This is a genomic window from Anaeromassilibacillus sp. SJQ-5 (assembly GCF_054108045.1).
The window spans coordinates 3,390,651-3,407,873 of record NZ_JBPJWQ010000001.1 but is presented as its reverse complement, the minus strand read 5'-3'; the positions used below and the strand labels follow the sequence as shown (position 1 = coordinate 3,407,873).

Below are 17,223 nucleotides of genomic sequence, written 5' to 3'. Positions count from 1 at the left end.
CCACAACGGAACCGGTTGCAGCGGGCTGCTGCGCAAGGAGGAATTTGAACTGCCGTGTATTGTCTTTCATGGGAGACGCCGCTCTCCTGCCGCATGTTCGGCAGAATGCGGCAGACGAAGGGCTGGGAACACAACGGGCGTGTATTAGCCGAAGATTTGCTGGTCATCGCCCTGGACGGTCAGGCGGAATTCACCTTTCACGATCAAAGGCACCCCGTGCATCGCGGGGATGTGTTGTACATACCGGCCAACACCTGGTATCAAGCGTATTCGGCCGATTATCTCGACTATTATTTTTTCCATTTTTGCGGTGGCCGAGTGTCGTCGGTCAGTGAAGAGGAGTGTCGGCGCTTTAAGGAATACGAGGACCAGCTGCAGACGGCCTCCACACGCGCTTTTTATCTGCCGCAGACAGACTATCATCTGCTTATCGACAGCCAAGTATCCCTCGGCGAGCAATTTGATCATGTTTTATACTATATTTCCAAATGCCAGGGGTGCCTGGTGCAAATGGACTATTACAAAAAGCTGCAGATCGATTTGTGGATGTCACAAATGCTTGTTTTTCTGTCGGAATATACTTGCGCCAAACTGTTTATCCGCCCGAGTTATCCCGCTATCTTGACGAAGATACTATTGTACATCCAAATTCATTATACCGAACCGCTGACGCTTACCTCTCTGGCCGTACGATTTGGCGTTTCAAAATCCTATGTAGCGCGTCTGTTCCGCACGTGCCTGTCCACGACCGTTTCCGCTTATATCCATTCGGTCAAAATGCAGCATGCCGCCGAAATGCTGAAGCTGTCGGCTCTGAATGTCAGCGAGATCGCCGAGTATTTGGGATATTCCAATGTATATTATTTTTCACGCTTATTCAAAAAATACTATTTCGTGAGTCCTTCCAAATTTGCATAACCCGTATCATGCGCGAAGTGCTGGTCTAAGGCAGCGGCCCGCTATGGGAACACAGTAAAATTAATAACAACGGAAGTGATTATAAAAATGAACCACATTAGTAGTGATAAAATGGATGAATTAAAAAAAGTAGCTAAACTTCTAGCGGTAATGGGTGTAAGAAATAACACAGACTTAGAAGAATTACATGCTGGAATTACGCCTTCTTCGAAAACGGGGGATTACTCTGATGTAAAAGTAATAACGCCCTACGGAGAAATTGAATGGAACAGGCTGTCTCGCATCAGCGACAAAGAAATGCGTTCACTTATGCTGAGCATTGAACAGGCTATAGAAAAAACTCTCTATGCATATGAAAAGCTTCAGCAAGAGGATAAAGCCGTGCTGCTGGAATTGATAATGAAGCAAAGGACATATGACCGGGACGATTGGAATACGATAAGCGAACAAGATACATGAGCATTTTTTGCTTTTTCCCGAAATAATATTATCTATACATCTTTTATATAGCCTCTCTTCATGATAGAGAGGAAAAACTACTCTTTTTTTCAGCGTTGATGTGAATTTCCAGGCTTTTTAGATCGACCTTCCTCGCCTGCTTGACCGGCCATTCCCGAAGAATGGCCGGTTTTCTTTATAAAAAAGCTTCATTTATTCCTGTGTTTTATGATATACTGATTCTATATGGCTTCGTACGGAATTTACATAGAAACGGAGGAACGGCGTGACTGTTTATCTGACGATTGCGGCCTGCATTATCCTGTTATGTGTCCTGCTCAACCGTCTGTCTTTTCGGTTCGGTGTCCCCATGCTGCTGATGTTCATCGTTCTGGGGATGGTATGCGGCATCGACGGCCTGCTGGGGATTCCTTTTGACAACTACAAGCTGGCTGAACAGATTTGCTCGACGGCTTTGATTTTTATCATGTTCACCGGCGGCTTCGGCACCAACTGGCCCCAGGCCAAGCCGGTGGCCGTCAAGGCGGCGGCGCTGTCCACGGTGGGGGTTTTCCTGACGGCACTGCTGACGGGCGGCTTCTGCTATTTCGTTCTCAAAATCCAGCTGTGGGAGAGCTTTCTCATCGGCGCCATTCTCAGCTCTACCGATGCGGCGTCGGTATTCTCCATCCTGCGCTCCAAAAAGCTGGGCCTGAAGGAAAACACGGCGTCCCTTCTGGAGATGGAAAGCGGCAGCAACGACCCCTGCTCCTACATGCTGACCGCCATCGTCCTGTCGGTCATGAACGGCAAGGCCGACGGGGGCCAGATCGCGCTGCTGATCGTCTCCCAGCTGGTTTTCGGGGTGCTGTTCGGCGCCGGCATCGCCGTGGCGGCCCGGCTGTTTCTCAGCCGGTTCCGTTTCGGCTCCTCCGGCTTTGATATGACCTTTTTCATCGGGCTGGCCCTGCTGTCCTACGGGCTGCCCTCGCTGGTGGGCGGAAACGGCTACCTCAGCGCGTACATCGTCGGCATCGTCCTGGGCAACTCCAAGGTGAAAAACAAGGCCCCGGTGGTCAACTTTTTCGACGGACTGACCAGCCTGATGCAGATTCTGATCTTTTTCCTGCTGGGCCTGCTGGCTACGCCGTCCCAAATCCCCGCCGTCCTCCCCGCCGCGGCCGCCATCGCGGTGTTCATGACCTTTGCGGCGCGGCCCCTGGCGGTGTTCGGCCTCCTGTCCCCGGCGCGCTGTTCCTTCCGGCAGCAGGTGCTGGTGTCCTTCGCGGGCCTGCGAGGGGCGGCGTCCATCGTGTTCGCCATCATGGCCACGGTGCACGAAGCCTCCACCCGCAGCGACGTATACCACATCGTGTTCTGCATCGTGCTGCTGTCCATGGCGTTCCAGGGCTCTCTGCTGGCCCCGGCGGCGCGGAAGCTGAACATGTGCGACAAGGACATCGACGTGCTCAAAACCTTCAGCGATTACTCGGAGGAGGTGGATATGCGCTTTATCTGCACCAAGCTGCCCGACGGGCATGAATGGGTGGGGAAAGCCCTGCGCGATTTGCTCCTGCCGCCGGACACCCTGATCGTCATGCTGCTGCGGGGAGAGGAGCGCATCGTCCCCAGCGGCCGGACCGTCCTGCAGGCCGGGGACGTGGCCGTGCTCAGCGCCCGCGCCTTCGTGGAGCCGGCGGGTCTTCTGCTGACTGAGCAGGCCATCGCCGCGGACAGCCCCTGGGCGGAAAAACGGATCGCGGAATTCTCTCCCTCCGGCGGCGAGCTGGTGATTCTCATCCTCCGCAACAGCAAAACGGTCATCCCCAAGGGGGACACCCGCATCAAAGCGGGGGACGTTCTGGTCATCGCTTCCCAGGAGGAAGCCCTTATACAGGCATAAAAAGGCGCGCCGGGTATCCCGCAAGGGAAACCGCGGCGCGCCTTTTGCGCTTATTCCTTCCGGCTGTCCGCCGGCTCCACCTCCTCATAGGGGGCGGGGAACCGCTTGAAGCGGGGATGGCGGCGCTGGAAGAGCACGACGTTGAGGATGCTGCCCACAAACAGGATGTTGCAGCAGGTATAGAGCCAGACCATCAGGATGATGATGGAGGCCAGAGAACCGTACACCAGGGAATACTTGGTGGAATAGGTGATAAAGATGGAGAACAAGACGCTGACCACTACCAGGCAGAAGGCGGTGAGCAGGGCGCCCCAGAACACCGAGAGGCGGGGCCGCTGCCGGGGCGCGCTGACCCGATAGAGGCCGTAAACCATCAGCAGCACGAACAGGAACAGCACAAGAAAACGGATCCACGTCCAGCGGCTGATGAGATAGCCGATGCCGAAATGGGTGTCCAGCAGCTCGATGAACCAATTGCCGGTCAGCAGGATGATGATACAGAAATACACCGAGATGAGGAACACGAAGGAGGCCGCGAAGCTGGCCAGCCAGTGGATGAACCGGCGGGGCTGGCGGCGCTCATAGAGGCTGTCCATCTGGTTGCCGATGGTGCGGTAGGCAGCGGAGGAGGAGGACGCCATGGTCAGCAGACCGCCCACCAGCATGGGAATCGACCGGGACTGGGCGATATAGGCCAGATAATCCTGGATAATGCTGATGGTTTCCCCGGGTACAAAGCCGCCGAACAGCTTGCCCACGGCGGAAATATCCACATTGAGGATACCAATAAGCCAGTTCAAGCAGAGGAGGAAGGGAAAAATCGACAGGGTGAGGAAAAAGGACAGGGCAGCGGCGGAACGCGTCACCTGCTTTTTCAAGAACAGGTCCACGCTCCTATGTACCACCCGGGCAGCAGCCAGCACCCGACGCGATCGTATTTTCACTGTGGCCCCCCTTCCGCGGCGTACCACGCCGGCTTGCGTGGTTTGGTGTCATTATACCAAGGCGGCACGGAGCGCCGCCCTCCTTAGTCCGGAACGGCCTTGTCCGTTCCGGGGTGGTTCCATGTTCTCTCAGGCGTCCAAAGCCTTGCGATGCAAGGCTTTGGACGCCGTGAGGTTATTATACCACAAAAGCAAGCAAACGACGTTTGCGGGGGCACGACAGTGCCCCGCCCTGCCGCAGCAGGGCCTTTTGATGGTACAATGTTCTCCATACCGGAAAGCGACGCTTTCCGGTAACCGCGCAGCCGCGCGGTTCGGCGCGTACCACCGCGCCGATCACGGAGGTTATTATACCATAAAATTCGAGGTCTGTGTAGCCGTGGATTCTTGCCTTTGCCCGGCAGGGGGTGTATACTGAAGCCAGACCAAGGGGAACGGCGGCGTTGACATGTGGACTCTCTTTCCGATGAACCCTGTCATGCGGCGGCTGGGCTGGGGCGGCTTTCTTCTTCTGCTGGCCCTCTGGCGGCTGCAGGACGCGGTGGGCTTGGCCTATAGCGCCGCGCTTTTGACAGAAACCGGGGAAGAGCTGGTATCCCAGCGGCATCTCATCGACCAGGGTGGGAAAACCCGGCAGCTGAAAAACGCCGCCCACCCCCTCGGCCGGAACGCCGCCGGCACCGTCATCCCCGCCGGCCGGGGGACGCAGCGACGGGGATATCTGGCCAAATCCTTCAGACTGAACAGCCGCGAGCCGACAACGGTTAGCCTGTATGTCCAGCTGGTGCATCAAAGCCGGTTTATCAACCTCCCCTACCAGCCGCCGCTGAGCCTGTGCGCCCCTCATGGGGCGAGCAGCGGGCCGGAAGGCCCGTTCGATCAGTTGTTTACGGATCTGCCCATCTCCTACGAGCCGGAGGGCTATACGCCGCCGGAAGTGAATGTTTGACAAAAGTGAATGGTCATGCTATATTTGGCATACACTACACTGAGGGCCATTTCCTAGGCGCGGCCCGTATTTTCCCGAAGAGAGATGATGTGCCATGGAGTCCTCCCTCATTGAAAACGTCCGGGAAACCGGCGGTTCGTCCGGTATGCTGTTCGCCTGCTGGGCGATTGTGATTGTGCTCGTCGCCATGTTTCTGGTGTTCATGCGGGCCCATAAAAAGGAGTACGCCGTCGCCATCGTTCCGCTGATCGTGCTGCCTTTTATCCATATCCTCAGCAACCCGCTGGCCCACCTGCTGGATCCGCTGCTGCCGCTGACCCTGCCGGAGCTGCGCATCGCGGTGGACATGACGGCGGGGCTGGTCTCCTGCCTGCTCATCGGGCTGACCGCCCGGCACATACGGGAACGACGCACCCGTAACGCCTTCATGATCTGCTGCTCCGGCTTTCTGATCATCCTGACACTGGTGCTGGTGGTCAATTCCCTGGTGCTGGTACGCGTATAACGGAAAACCGCCTTATGGCGGTTCAGCTTGTCGACAAAGTCGACAAGCTGCTGGACGGGGACGCCGGATCGCGGCGGCTCGTAAACGATCGCTGCGCGAGCGTTTACTCCCCTTACTCCCTCTGTCCCCCGCTGGCGGAGCATTCGCTCCGCCCGGCCACGCCCTGCTCTTGAAAACCGGCGGAAACACACGTGTTTCCGCCGGTTTTCGCCTATAAGGTGTGTTTGCGAGGCACATGTCCTCGCAAACACTGATCGGTAACCCGCCCCCGCTTTTTCGTTTTCCAAATGACGGATTCCCCTTTTTTGACAGCCTGAACCGCCTTATGGCGGTTTTTTATTGCCTGGAAACATTGATTATTCTTCCGCAAAGTGGTATACTAAACCGTATCTGTTTAGGAAACGCGGGGGTTCTCCCCCTGGACGGAGGGATGTGCGTGAAAAGGCTGAGACGTATGGGAAGCGCCGGATTGGCGGCGGCGCTTCTGGTTTTCTGCGTCTCGGGCTGCTCCACCATCCCCAAGGAGCTGCTTACCGGCTCGTCGGAGGCGCCGGCGCCGGTGTCCTCCGAGGTTCCTCACCCGGCAGTCAGCACGGTTTTTACCCTGAGCTTCAGCCGCGAGGACACCCTCAACCCCTATGCCGCTAAAACGCGGGTCAACCTGGATTTGGCCACCCTGCTGTACAGCGGACTGACGACGCTTGATGAGTCGTTTACCCCGCAGATGGCGGCCGCTACCTCCGTTTCGTCCGGGGACGCGACCCACTGGACGGCCGTTATCCGGGAGGGCGCGTTGTTTTCCGACGGCTCCCAGGTGACGCCCGCCGACGTGACAGCCTCCTTCCAGCTGGCCAAGGGCTCCGCCAATTATAAGGATCTGGTCAGCAACATCGTCTCCGCCGAGGCCAGCGGGAAAAACGCGGTGATCTTCACCCTTTCCTCCCCCGACCCGAACACGGCGGCCTGCCTGACCTTCCCCATTCTCAAGGCGGGCACCGTCACGAACGAGGCCGGCAAGGCGCCGGTGGGCGGCGGGCCGTACGTCTACCGCCCGGGTGAGAACAGCTATACGCTGGAAGCCAACGGGCGCAGCGGCAAAACGCTGTCCATCCCTTCCATCCGGCTGCTGCACCTGCCCGACGACGTGGCCATGCTGCACGGCCTGGAAAACGGCTCTATCAGCTTCTATTACAGCGACCTTTCCAGCGGGGATATCCCCCGCACCTCCCATTCGAGTATCCAGGTGCCCCTGAATTACCTGGTGTTCCTCGGGGTCAATGCGGGCCGGGGAGACCTTTCCAGCGCGGCGGTGCGCCGGGCGCTTTCCAACGCCATCGGCCGCACCGAAATCGCCGAAACCGCCTTCGCCGGCCGGGCGCAGGCCGCCGTGACCCCCTTTCATCCGCTGTGGAAGCCGGTTGTCGAAATGAAGGGGTTTTCCACGGGCGAAAATCTTACCCAGGCGGTTGCAGAATTGGAGGCGGCGGGGTATAATACTAAAAGCGGCTCTGCGCCCTCCAAAAACACCAAAGCCCTGACGCTGGAGCTGATTTATCCCACGGGCAACGATTTCCGCAAGACCACGGCGGAGGTTCTCACCCAGCAGCTGGCCAAGGCAAACATCACCCTCAAGGCCACGGCCCTGGAGTTTTCCGCTTATAAAGACCGGCTGGGCAAAGGCGACTATGACCTGTATCTGGGGGAAATCCGCCTGACTGGGGATATGAACCTGCGGCCTCTGCTGGCCGGCGGTTCCGCCTCCTATGGGATACAGGCCGCGGGCGCGGGGGCGGCGGCTTACGGGCAGTACCTGGCCGGCGGCAAAACCCTCGCGGAGTTCGTGGAAGCGTTCGTGCAGGACGTGCCCTACATCCCGCTGTGCTGGCGCAAGGGGCTGGCGGCCTACAGCCGCACCATGAGCCACATCACCCCGAACGCATCCGATATCTATTACGGCATCGAGAGCTGGAGCCTGTCCGGCTGACGGAGAGGCGACCCGCTTTGGCAATATCCGGCAGGCGCCGGAGTCTAACGTGGAAAGGCGTGTGCAACGATATGATCCGCATTGAAAACCACTTGGGAACCATCGAGATCGCCCCGGAATATTTCCGTTACCTGATTGGCAACGCCGCGGCCTCCTGCTACGGTGTGGCGGGCATGGTCAAGAGCGGCCCCAAGCAGGGGCTGCGCTCCGTGTTTTCCAAACGCTCTTACGCCGACGACGGCATCCGGGTGCGCGGCGAAGGGGATCGGCTGATTGTCGACCTGCATATCTCTGTGATTTACGGGATGAACATATCCGCCATCGCTAAGAGCATCGTCAACAAGGTGCGTTATACCGTCGAGGAAGCCACCGGCCTGCGGGTGCGCAAGGTCAACGTGTTCGTCGACGGCATGAAGTCGGAATAATTCGGTGTGTGCCTGCGGCGCATGCCGGGGGAGCCACCTGCAAGGGAGTTGCTTAATATTGATACAAGGTAAACTGCTCCGGGACGCGATGATTTCCGCGGCCCATACGCTGTCGAACGCCAAGCAGTCGGTCGATGAGCTGAACATTTTCCCGGTGCCCGACGGGGACACCGGCACCAATATGTCCATGACCATCACGGCCGCGGCGCGGGAGCTGGCCCGCCTGGACAATCCCACGGTCAGCGAAACCGCCGACACGGCGTCCTCCGCTCTGCTGCGGGGCGCGCGGGGCAATTCGGGCGTCATCCTGTCCCTGCTGTTCCGGGGCTTCTCCAAGGGGCTCAAGGGCCGGCAGGAAGCCGATGGGGCCGATCTGGCGGCAGCCCTGACGCTCGGGGTGGAGGCCGCCTATAAGGCGGTCATGAAGCCCACCGAGGGCACCATCCTCACCGTGGCCCGGGAAGCCGCCGACAAGGGCCGGCAGGCCGCGGAAAAGGATCCCTCCCCTGAAACGGTCTGGGCGGCCATCTGCGACGAAGCAGACGCCTCCCTGCAGCGTACCCCCGAGCTGCTGCCTGTGCTGAAGAAAGCAGGCGTGGTGGACGCGGGCGGACAAGGCCTGTGTATCATCCTGCGCGCCATGCTCGACGTATTCAATGGCGGAGAAATCGTCGCCGGGGACGCTGAGGAAAAAACTGCATCCGCTGTAAAGGCCGTCAGCGCCGCCGGATCCTTCGACGCCGACATCACCTTTACATACTGCACCGAGTATATCGTTGCACGTGATAAAGGGAACGACCGGGATCCGCTGCGGCTGCGGGCTTATCTGGAATCCATCGGCGACTGTGTGGTCGTGGTGGACGACGACGACATCATCAAGGTGCATGTGCACACCAACGACCCGGGCAAAGCCTTGTCCGAGGCGATACAGTACGGCCAGTTCGAAACCGTCAAGGTGGAGAACATGCGCATCCAGCACGCCAACGCCGGCTGGGTGGAGGAAGCCGGCGTCGAGCAGCCGGCGCCCCTGCCCCGGGTAGAGCCGGAAAACGAGTACGGCTTTGTGGCCGTGGCGGCGGGCGACGGGCTGGGCAGCCTGTTCCGCGACCTGGGCTGCGACCAGGTGGTGTCCGGCGGCCAGACCATGAACCCCTCCACCGACGACATTCTGAATGCCATCCAGGCCACCCCGGCCAAGGTGGTCTATGTGCTGCCCAACAACAAGAACATCATTCTCGCCGCCGAGCAGGCGGTGCCTCTGGCCGATCGGACGGTTCACGTCCTGCCCACCCGCACCATCCCCCAGGGTATCTCCGCGATGCTCAGCTTCTCCGGAGACGCGGACGTGGAGGAAAACCTCATCGAAATGATGAAGGCCGCGGACAACGTGTCCACCGGTTCGGTGACCTTTGCCGCCCGGGACAGCGAGTACGGCGGCCACACCATCAAAGAAGGCGAAATCCTGGCTCTGGACGGCGGCAAGGTGGTCTTCACCGACGACGACGTGCAGCACGCGGCTGTCAAGCTGGCCAAGAGCCTCATCAACGCCCGCAAGCTGGGCGGCAAGGACGTGAGCTTCGCCACCATCATCTACGGCGAAGGCGTCACCGAAGAGCAGGCCGAAGTGGTGCGGGACGGCATCCGCGCCAAAATCGGCGACAACGTGGACATCACGCTGGTAAACGGCGGGCAGCCGGTATATTATTACTTCATCAGCATCGAATAACGGAAAAAAGGAAGCCCGCGGGCTTCCTTTTTTAGCGGTGTTTTCGGCATAGGTACGGCGGGATGCCGCCCCTCATAAAGAAGAGGAAGCCTTCCGGCTTCCTCTTTTTTATCCCTTGATGGCGCCGGCGGTCAGGCCCTTGATGATGTTCTTCTGCAGGAAGACATAGACGATCATCACCGGCACGAAAATCAACGTCACCACCGCGCACATCATGCCGTAGTCGGTGCCGAACTGGCTGCTGACCTCGTTGAGGAAGCGGGTGATGGTCCATTTCTCCGGACTGCGCAGGAAAAAAAGCTGAGTGAACAGATCGTTGTACGACCAGAGGAAGGAGAAAATGGCCACCGTGGCGAAGGCCGGCCGGCAGACCGGCAGAATCACCTTGTAAAACACCTGGAAGACGTTGCAGCCCTCCAGAAAGGCGGATTCCTCCAAATCCACGGGCAGGCCGCGGATATACCCCATGAGGATGACCATGGCGAAGGACAGGTTGCCCGCTATCTGGGGCAGGATAACGCCCACGGGGCTGTCGGTCACGTTGATAGCGGACAGCATCTGAAACACCGGGATGATGGTGGAAAAGACCGGAAACATCAGGCTCGCGATGATCAGGGAATCGAGGAACCGACGGCCCCGGAAGCGGTAGCGCACCATGGCGAAAGCGGCCATGCCCGCCAGCAGCACCACCAGGACCGTCACCACGCCGGAGATGAGAATGCTGTTGAAATAGGCCATCCATACCGACTGGGGCGGCTTGGTGAAGGTCTTGACGTAGTTGTCCAGGGTGGGGGCGAAGCGCAGGGAGAAGGCGTCGGTCTGGATGATGTCCTTGTTTTTAAAGGAGCTTATCAGTACCCAAAGGAAAGGGAACACCGTGGTCAGCGCCCACAGACTCAGCAGGATATAGATGAGGACGTGGGAGGGATAGATGCGCTTGCGTCCGATTTTCATGACGGCGCCCCTTTCTAATAATCCTTCTCGCGGAACACGAGCTTGCTCAGCTGAGACAGCACCACGCCCAGCACCACGATGAACACGGCGATGGCGGCGGCATAGTCCACGTTGCTGGTCTGAAAGGTCTGGTAATACATATAGGTGCCGGTCAGATAGGCGTCCGCGAAGTTGGGCGGGAACATGACCCAGGGCAGATCGAACACTTTGAGCGCGCCGGTGATGGACAGGGTCAGGCAGGTCACCAGCACGTTGCGCAGCAGGGGCAGGGTGATATACCGGATCCGTTTGAATCCGGTGGCCCCGTCGATTTCCGCCGCCTCCTTGACGTCCTCGGAGATGTTGTTCAGCCCGGTGACCAGGATGACGAAGTAGAAGCCCACGTACTGCCACACCACTGGGATGGCCATGGTTAAGAAGGTGTACTGCTCCTTGAAAATGATCCGCGTCCCCCCTAAGGACTCGATAAGCTGGTTGATGGGGCCGCGGGTCATGAGCATCAGGTTGAACAGCAGGCCCAGGGCGGTGGCGGACACCACGATGGGGAAAAAGAAGAGGGTGCGGAACACCTGGGAGCCCTTCTGAATCGTATCCACCATCAGGGCCAGCACCAGGGCGATCCCGACCTGAAACACGATGGTGCACGCCATGAGCAGCAGGGTGTTTTTCACCGCGATGACCATGTTGGGATCCGTGGTTTCCAGCCCGGGGATGATTTTCAGATAGTTTTCCGCCCCGATGAACGCCCCGTGAGGCGCGCCCAGCTGGGAGACGTTGAAAAAGGAATCGATGATGTTGCGGATAAACGGATAAAACAGGAAAATGACCATGAACACAAAAGCCGGCAGCAGAAAGACGGCGGCCGGCCATTTGCGCTTATAGATCATCGCCACCGTCTCCGGGCGCTGCGCCGATTTGGTTTTGGATTTCAAAGGAATCCCCCGATCCTGCCTAGGCATAAAATGTAAGGAAAAGCCGTCGGCCCTCCATCCGGACGGGCCCGGCGGCGGGCGGGACGCATCCCGCCCCCGCCGAAGGCGCCGCCGGGTTATTTGTTGTTTTTGACCAGCTCTTTGAGCACCGCCTCGGGCGTGGTCTCGCCCTTGGCCAGCTTAGTGGCGTTGGCCAGATACACCTCGAAGGCCGGACGCTCCAGGTTGTCCTGGGCCACCATGGGGGTGGCGGGCGCGTCCTTGAGCAGCTGCAGGAACTGCTTCTGTTGGGCGGTCATCTTGCTTTCGTCCATCTTGGCCGTGTCGGAGGCCGCGAAGCCGCCGCCGGCCTCCACGAATTTCACGATGGCTTCGTCGCTGGAGTTGTATTTCACAAAGTCGATGGCCGCTTTCCGCTTGGCCTCGTCGTTCCAGCATTTCTTGGAGATATACCAGCCGGAGGAGAAGCCGGACAGGATGGTGCCGGGCTCGTTTTCACTCTCGGTATAGGAGGGGAATGGAATCACCTTGACGTCGTCCGCGGTCACCTTGGCTCCCTCGGTTTTACCGTCGGGATCCACCACGCTGAACCAGGAGCCGTCCAGATACATGGCGGCTTCCCCCTTGCGGAAATACAGGGGCGCTTCGGTATTGGCCATGGAGGCGGTATCCGCCGGGAACGCGCCCGCGTCGTACAGCACCTTCAGCAGCCCTAAGCCCTTGACCCAGGATTCCGGGATTTCGGCGTCGCTCTTCGGGTTGACGTTCATGGCTTTCGCGCCGCCCACCGCCATGATCAGGTGATCAAAATAATAGTGGGCCTCGGCGCCCAGGGAGGCTGAAATGGGAATGATATTTTTGGACTTGAAGACGTTGATGGCGTTCAGCAGGGAGGCCCAGTCGGTTGGCAGGGGCACGTTGTGCTGCTTGAACAGGGTCTCATTGCAGAACAGGCCCTCTCCATAGCCCTTGATAGGCACAGACATGGATTTGCCCCCGCTGGTGACATTATTGGCGGATTTCATAACCGATTCGCGGATATTTTTACCGTAATCGGGATCTACCTGCTGGATTGTTTCCACATCCACGATTTTGTCGAGGATGGGGGCCGCCGTCGCGCCATTGAAGAAGAACAGCACGTCCGGCTCGGCGCCGGTGTTGAAGTCGGCAACCACCTTCGCCTTCCAGACGTTGTCCGCCTTGGTGGAATCGTTGGTGATTTTGTTGCCGGTCTTTTTCTCCCAGTCCTTGATCTGCTGCTCGAACACAGGGGTGGCGGGATCCTCGCCGCCGAACTGGGTGACCACCTTCAGGGTCACCTTGCCCGCGCCAGGTTTGCTCTCGTCCTTGTCTTTGGAGCAGCCGGCCAGGCAGGAAGCGCAGAGCAGTGCGGACAGGCCCAGGGCTAAAATACGTTTCATGGTGTTTCCTCCTATCGATCTATCGGGTTCTTGGATATCTCGTTCAGCAGCCGTCCGCGCTGTGCGGGACTTCTGTGGCATTAGGTTGCGCAGGGGCGCGGAAAATATACCACGCGCCCCGGGAAACCGCGGCTTCTACAGGCCGAGAAACGCCTGCATCTGATCGCAGATGGCGTTGGCCTGGGAGCCATCCTCCATCTCGCAGAAGATGCGGATGAGCGGCTCGGTCCCCGAGAAGCGGGCGATGATCCACCCGCCGTTCTCGAAGTACACCTTGCACCCGTCCAGGTAAGATACCTTCTCCACTTCGCAGGGGAACTCCGGCAGCCGCTTCTCTTCCATCAGCAGCCGGTGGATCTCCTCCTTACGTGCCGCGCTGAACCGGTAGTCCCGCTCCGCCATCACCAGGTTCCCATACTCCCCGATGATTTCGTCGTAGATCTGCGACAGCTTCTTGCCCGTCACCGCCAGCATCTCCACCAGCAGCGACGCCGCGTAAATCCCGTCCTTTCCCTGGATATGGCCCCGCACCGTCAGCCCGCCAGACGATTCCCCGCCGATGACCGCGTTTGTCTCCAGCATCTTGCCCGAAATGTGCTTGAAGCCCACCGGCACCTCATAGCACGTCTCCCCGAACGCCTTCGCCACCTTGTCCAGCAGGTGCGTCGTCGCGATGTTCCGCACCGCCGCCCCGTGCCACCCCTTGTATTTCAGCAGGTAGTAGTACAGGATTACCAAGATCTGGTTCGGGTGCACGAAATGCCCCTTGTCGTCGATGATCCCCAGCCGGTCCGCGTCTCCGTCCGTCGCGATACCGATGTCCGCCTTCCGCTCCAACACCGCGTTACGCAAAGCTCCCAGCGTCTCCACGTTGGGCGCCGGCAGCCGCCCCCCGAACAGCGTGTCGTGCCGGTCGTGGATCACGTCCACGTCGCACCGCGCCGTCAGCAGGATCGTCTGCAGGCTCGTCTTCGACACCCCGTACATCGGATCCAGAATGATCTTCAGGCTCCGGCTCCGGATCGCGTCCATGTTGATCCCCCGGATGATCGAGTCGAGATACGGGTTCTGGGGGTTGATCTCCTCCACCAGCCCCTCCGATACCGCCTGCTCATACGGCACCGCCCGCAGGCTCTCCCCTTCCAGAGCGCCGATATAGCGCTCGATATCCGCCGTCACCGTCTCGTCCGCGTCCCGGCCGCCCTTGACGAACACCTTGATCCCGTTGTAAATCGCCGGGTTGTGGCTCGCCGTCACCGCCATCCCGTACGCCATGTCGTAGTATTTCACCGCGAACATGATGAGCGGCGTCGGCGCCTCCCGGTTCACCAGCTTGCAGGCGATGCCTTCCCCCGCCATCACCTCCGCCGCCCATTTCGCCGCTTCCACCGACAGAAACCGCCGGTCGTACCCGATGACGAACCCGTTCCCCTGCGTTCCCTCCTCCTTCATCTTCCGCGCCAGCGCAGCCGTCAGCAGCTGCACGTTCGCCTTCGTGAACTCTTCCCCGATTACGGCACGCCAGCCGCCCGTTCCAAATCCTATCATGTGTTTTCCGTCCCCTTCTCTTCCTGTCTGCGTTCGCGGCTACAGCGTCACGTCCACATGCACCATGGCGCCGGCCGGCTGCACCGGTACCGGCCCCCGGATTTCCCTGCCGTCCACCGTCAGGCGCCGCACGCCCTTCTGCCGCCCGTCGGGGTTGTGCACGGCGATGCGGTAGGTGGCGCCCCGCCATTTGCGCACGGCCGTGAAGCCCTTCCAGCCGGACGGGATGCAAGGGTCTACCGTCAGGCCGTCGAAGCCGGGGCGGATGCCCAGCAGATACCGGGTGGCGGCGAAATAGGCCCAGCCGCCCGACCCGGTCATGAAAGGATGGCGGGCCAGGCCGAAGGCGGCGTGATCCTTCCCCATAATAAACTGGCAGTAGGCATAGGGCTCGGCCTGCCGGATTTCGATTTGATTGTTCTGGTTCTCCGGCAGCAGGGCGTCGTAGAACTTCATGGCCCGATCCCCGCGCCCCAGCATCGCCTCGGCCACCCAGGCCCAGGGGTTGGGGTGGCTGAAGATGGAGCCGTTTTCCTTGACGCCGGGATACACCCGGGTGACGAAGCCGATGCCGTCGTCCGGCACGGTGTAGGAGGGGGCGTTCAGCATCAGCCCGTAAGGGGTGAACAGATACTCGTCCACGCTGTCCATGGCGGCCCGGCCCCGCTCCTGTCCGGCCACGCCGGAGATGACGGCCCAGGTGTTGGATTCCATGTGCACCCGCCCCTCCCTGTCCCGGCTGGTGCCGATTTTCCGGCCGTCGGCGGTGATGCCCCGGATATACCACGCGCCGTCCCACAGCTCCCGGTTGCAGACCTCGCGCACCCGGGCGGCCATGTCCTCGTACTTCGCCGTGTCCTCCGCCCGGCCCGCAGCCCGGGCAACATCCAGGAAGTGGCCGATAGCCCAGACGTGCAGAAAGCTGACCATGGCGCTTTCCCCGCCGCCCAGGTTGAGGCAGTCGTTCCAGTCGGCACGCAGGCCCTTGGCCACGCCGCTCATCCCCGTCTGCCGGTCGGTAAAGTCCAGAATGCGGGTCATATGCTCGTAGACCGTGCCCTCTCCCCCGTCGGCATAGGTGACCACCTCGTCGAGCAGGGACAGCTCGCCCGTCTCCCGGATATACTCCACAATGGCGGGCACCAGCCAAAGTGCGTCGTCGGAGCAGACGTTGCGCAGATCGTCCCCGATGATGTCCCGCACGTTGACCTCGGGCACCACGGTGGGGGACTTGAAGGGCTTGATGTCCTCCTTGTCGGGATCGAACCATTCCGGCTGGAACAGGTGCAGGCCGTAGCCCGCCTTGGTCTCGCCCCGGAGCAGCTCGATAATCCGGCTGCGGCATTTGTCCGGGTTGGAGTGGGGCACGCACATGGCGTCCTGGGCGGTATCGCGGTAGCCCAGGCCGGTGCGTCCTCCCACCTCGATAAAGGAGGCAAAACGGGAAAACAGAATGTTCACCTCGCTTTGGTAGAGGTTCCAGATGTTCAGGGAGGTGTTCATGTTTTCGTTGGGCGTGTTTACCTGCAAGCGGGAGAGCTTGTCGTCCCAATAGGCGGCCAGGGCGGCGAAGCAGGCGTCCACGCTGCGGGGATCCGCGTATCTCCCCCGGGCCGCCCGGGCCTCGGCCAGCTGCCCCTGGCCCAGGAGGAAGAGCAGGCGCACTTCCTCGCCGGGGGCCAGGGTCAGCCGCTTGCGCAGGGCGGCGCAGTGGTTGCCGGTTTTTCCAAAGCTGCCGGACAGTTCCCCGCGCTCCACTCCCACCGGGCAGCTTTCGTCATGATACAGGCCGATGAATGCATCCCGCAGGGCATCGAAGCCGTCGGGCTGAAAATCGGCGGTGAAGAACTGATAGCCGAACTCTTCATAAAACAGATCGTACAGCACCGCCCCGTCCTCATAGGAGGAGCCGGCGGCATAATTGGACATCTGAAAATTCTGGTTGTCCATCTCGATGTGGTGGTAAGACCATTCCACATAGGCGTACACGCTCAGCCGCCGTGGCTTGTCCGCCCGGCTGCGAAGCCGCACGTCCCACAGCTCCACCGGATCCCCCAGGGGGACGAACACCGTCTGGCTCGCCTCGATCTCCCGGTAATCGCAGGCATAGGTGGAATAGGACAGGCCGTGGCGGCAGGTATACGCCGCCTCGTCCAGCGGCTTGCCCACCGGCTGCCAGGAAACCGACCAGTACTCCCCCGTTTCGTCGTCCCGGATATACACATAATGGCCGGGTCGGTCCAGCGGCACCCCGTTGGGCCGGAACCGGGTCACCCGGTGGTACTGCGGCGATTTGTAGAACGAGTAGCCGCCCGCGGTCTGGTTGAGCACCGCGCAGTAGTCGTTCACGCCGATGTAATTGGTCCAGGAGGCCGGGGTGTCCACCCGATTGATGACATATTCGCGGCGGTCGTTGTCAAAATATCCGTATTGCAAAAAGCAACGCTCCTTTTTCATGGAAATCGAAGGTTCAATGGTATAGTATGAACCAAGCCACAGCGATAATTCCATAAAGAGCGGCATAAAAAAGTCTCCGGAACCTTTGTCCCGGAGACTGGATAACCTATTCCCGCGCT

15 protein-coding genes are annotated in these 17,223 nt (G+C 59.9%); 9 read left to right on the top strand and 6 right to left on the bottom strand.

Annotation, left to right across the window (positions count from 1 at the left end):
- Window positions 1-54 precede the first annotated feature (54 nt).
- The 3 genes from ACSAMM_RS14760 to ACSAMM_RS14750 all read left to right on the top strand — a co-directional run bounded on the left by ACSAMM_RS14760 (window position 55) and on the right by ACSAMM_RS14750 (window position 3,259).
- Complete coding sequence (locus ACSAMM_RS14760; RefSeq protein WP_457792049.1) at window positions 55-918, top strand: AraC family transcriptional regulator; 864 nt, start codon at window positions 55-57, stop codon at window positions 916-918.
- Between the two features lie 87 nt (window positions 919-1,005).
- Complete coding sequence (locus ACSAMM_RS14755; RefSeq protein ID WP_457792048.1) at window positions 1,006-1,377, top strand: hypothetical protein; 372 nt, start codon at window positions 1,006-1,008, stop codon at window positions 1,375-1,377.
- Between the two features lie 265 nt (window positions 1,378-1,642).
- Window positions 1,643-3,259 (top strand): potassium/proton antiporter, encoded by a 1,617-nt coding sequence (locus tag ACSAMM_RS14750; protein ID WP_457792047.1) that lies wholly within the window; start codon window positions 1,643-1,645, stop codon window positions 3,257-3,259.
- Window positions 3,260-3,309: 50 nt separating this feature from the next.
- On the opposite strand, the gene ACSAMM_RS14745 is transcribed toward ACSAMM_RS14750, so the two are convergent.
- Window positions 3,310-4,203: a YhjD/YihY/BrkB family envelope integrity protein gene (locus ACSAMM_RS14745; RefSeq protein ID WP_178724587.1), complete on the bottom strand. Its 894-nt coding sequence runs from the start codon at window positions 4,201-4,203 to the stop codon at window positions 3,310-3,312.
- A gap of 448 nt (window positions 4,204-4,651) precedes the next feature.
- Between ACSAMM_RS14745 and ACSAMM_RS14740 the strand changes: the two genes are divergently transcribed.
- The 6 genes from ACSAMM_RS14740 to ACSAMM_RS14715 all read left to right on the top strand — a co-directional run bounded on the left by ACSAMM_RS14740 (window position 4,652) and on the right by ACSAMM_RS14715 (window position 9,792).
- Window positions 4,652-5,152, top strand: coding sequence for a hypothetical protein (locus tag ACSAMM_RS14740; protein ID WP_457792045.1), 501 nt, complete (start codon window positions 4,652-4,654; stop codon window positions 5,150-5,152).
- Between the two features lie 94 nt (window positions 5,153-5,246).
- A complete protein-coding gene (locus tag ACSAMM_RS14735; RefSeq protein WP_457792043.1) occupies window positions 5,247-5,657 on the top strand; it encodes a hypothetical protein in 411 nt (136 codons plus the stop codon).
- A gap of 14 nt (window positions 5,658-5,671) precedes the next feature.
- The gene (locus ACSAMM_RS14730) at window positions 5,672-5,830 is read left to right on the top strand and encodes a hypothetical protein (RefSeq protein ID WP_457792041.1); all 159 of its coding nucleotides are present in this window, start codon (window positions 5,672-5,674) and stop codon (window positions 5,828-5,830) included.
- A 281-nt stretch (window positions 5,831-6,111) separates the two neighbouring features.
- Window positions 6,112-7,641 (top strand): ABC transporter substrate-binding protein, encoded by a 1,530-nt coding sequence (locus ACSAMM_RS14725; protein ID WP_178725405.1) that lies wholly within the window; start codon window positions 6,112-6,114, stop codon window positions 7,639-7,641.
- 71 nt (window positions 7,642-7,712) lie between these two features.
- Window positions 7,713-8,066, top strand: a complete 354-nt coding sequence (locus ACSAMM_RS14720; RefSeq protein ID WP_178725403.1) for an Asp23/Gls24 family envelope stress response protein — start codon at window positions 7,713-7,715, stop codon at window positions 8,064-8,066.
- Window positions 8,067-8,124: 58 nt separating this feature from the next.
- Window positions 8,125-9,792 (top strand): DAK2 domain-containing protein, encoded by a 1,668-nt coding sequence (locus tag ACSAMM_RS14715; protein WP_457792040.1) that lies wholly within the window; start codon window positions 8,125-8,127, stop codon window positions 9,790-9,792.
- A gap of 108 nt (window positions 9,793-9,900) precedes the next feature.
- On the opposite strand, the gene ACSAMM_RS14710 is transcribed toward ACSAMM_RS14715, so the two are convergent.
- From ACSAMM_RS14710 to ACSAMM_RS14690, 5 genes are all read right to left on the bottom strand, one after another.
- A complete protein-coding gene (locus ACSAMM_RS14710; protein WP_457792038.1) occupies window positions 9,901-10,746 on the bottom strand; it encodes a carbohydrate ABC transporter permease in 846 nt (281 codons plus the stop codon).
- 14 nt (window positions 10,747-10,760) lie between these two features.
- A complete protein-coding gene (locus ACSAMM_RS14705) occupies window positions 10,761-11,678 on the bottom strand; it encodes a carbohydrate ABC transporter permease (protein WP_457792036.1) in 918 nt (305 codons plus the stop codon).
- Window positions 11,679-11,794: 116 nt separating this feature from the next.
- Window positions 11,795-13,099 (bottom strand): extracellular solute-binding protein, encoded by a 1,305-nt coding sequence (locus ACSAMM_RS14700; RefSeq protein ID WP_178725397.1) that lies wholly within the window; start codon window positions 13,097-13,099, stop codon window positions 11,795-11,797.
- A gap of 135 nt (window positions 13,100-13,234) precedes the next feature.
- Window positions 13,235-14,647: a phosphoglucomutase/phosphomannomutase family protein gene (locus tag ACSAMM_RS14695; protein ID WP_457792034.1), complete on the bottom strand. Its 1,413-nt coding sequence runs from the start codon at window positions 14,645-14,647 to the stop codon at window positions 13,235-13,237.
- A gap of 39 nt (window positions 14,648-14,686) precedes the next feature.
- Window positions 14,687-17,083, bottom strand: coding sequence for a GH36-type glycosyl hydrolase domain-containing protein (locus ACSAMM_RS14690; RefSeq protein ID WP_457792032.1), 2,397 nt, complete (start codon window positions 17,081-17,083; stop codon window positions 14,687-14,689).
- Window positions 17,084-17,223 lie beyond the last annotated feature (140 nt).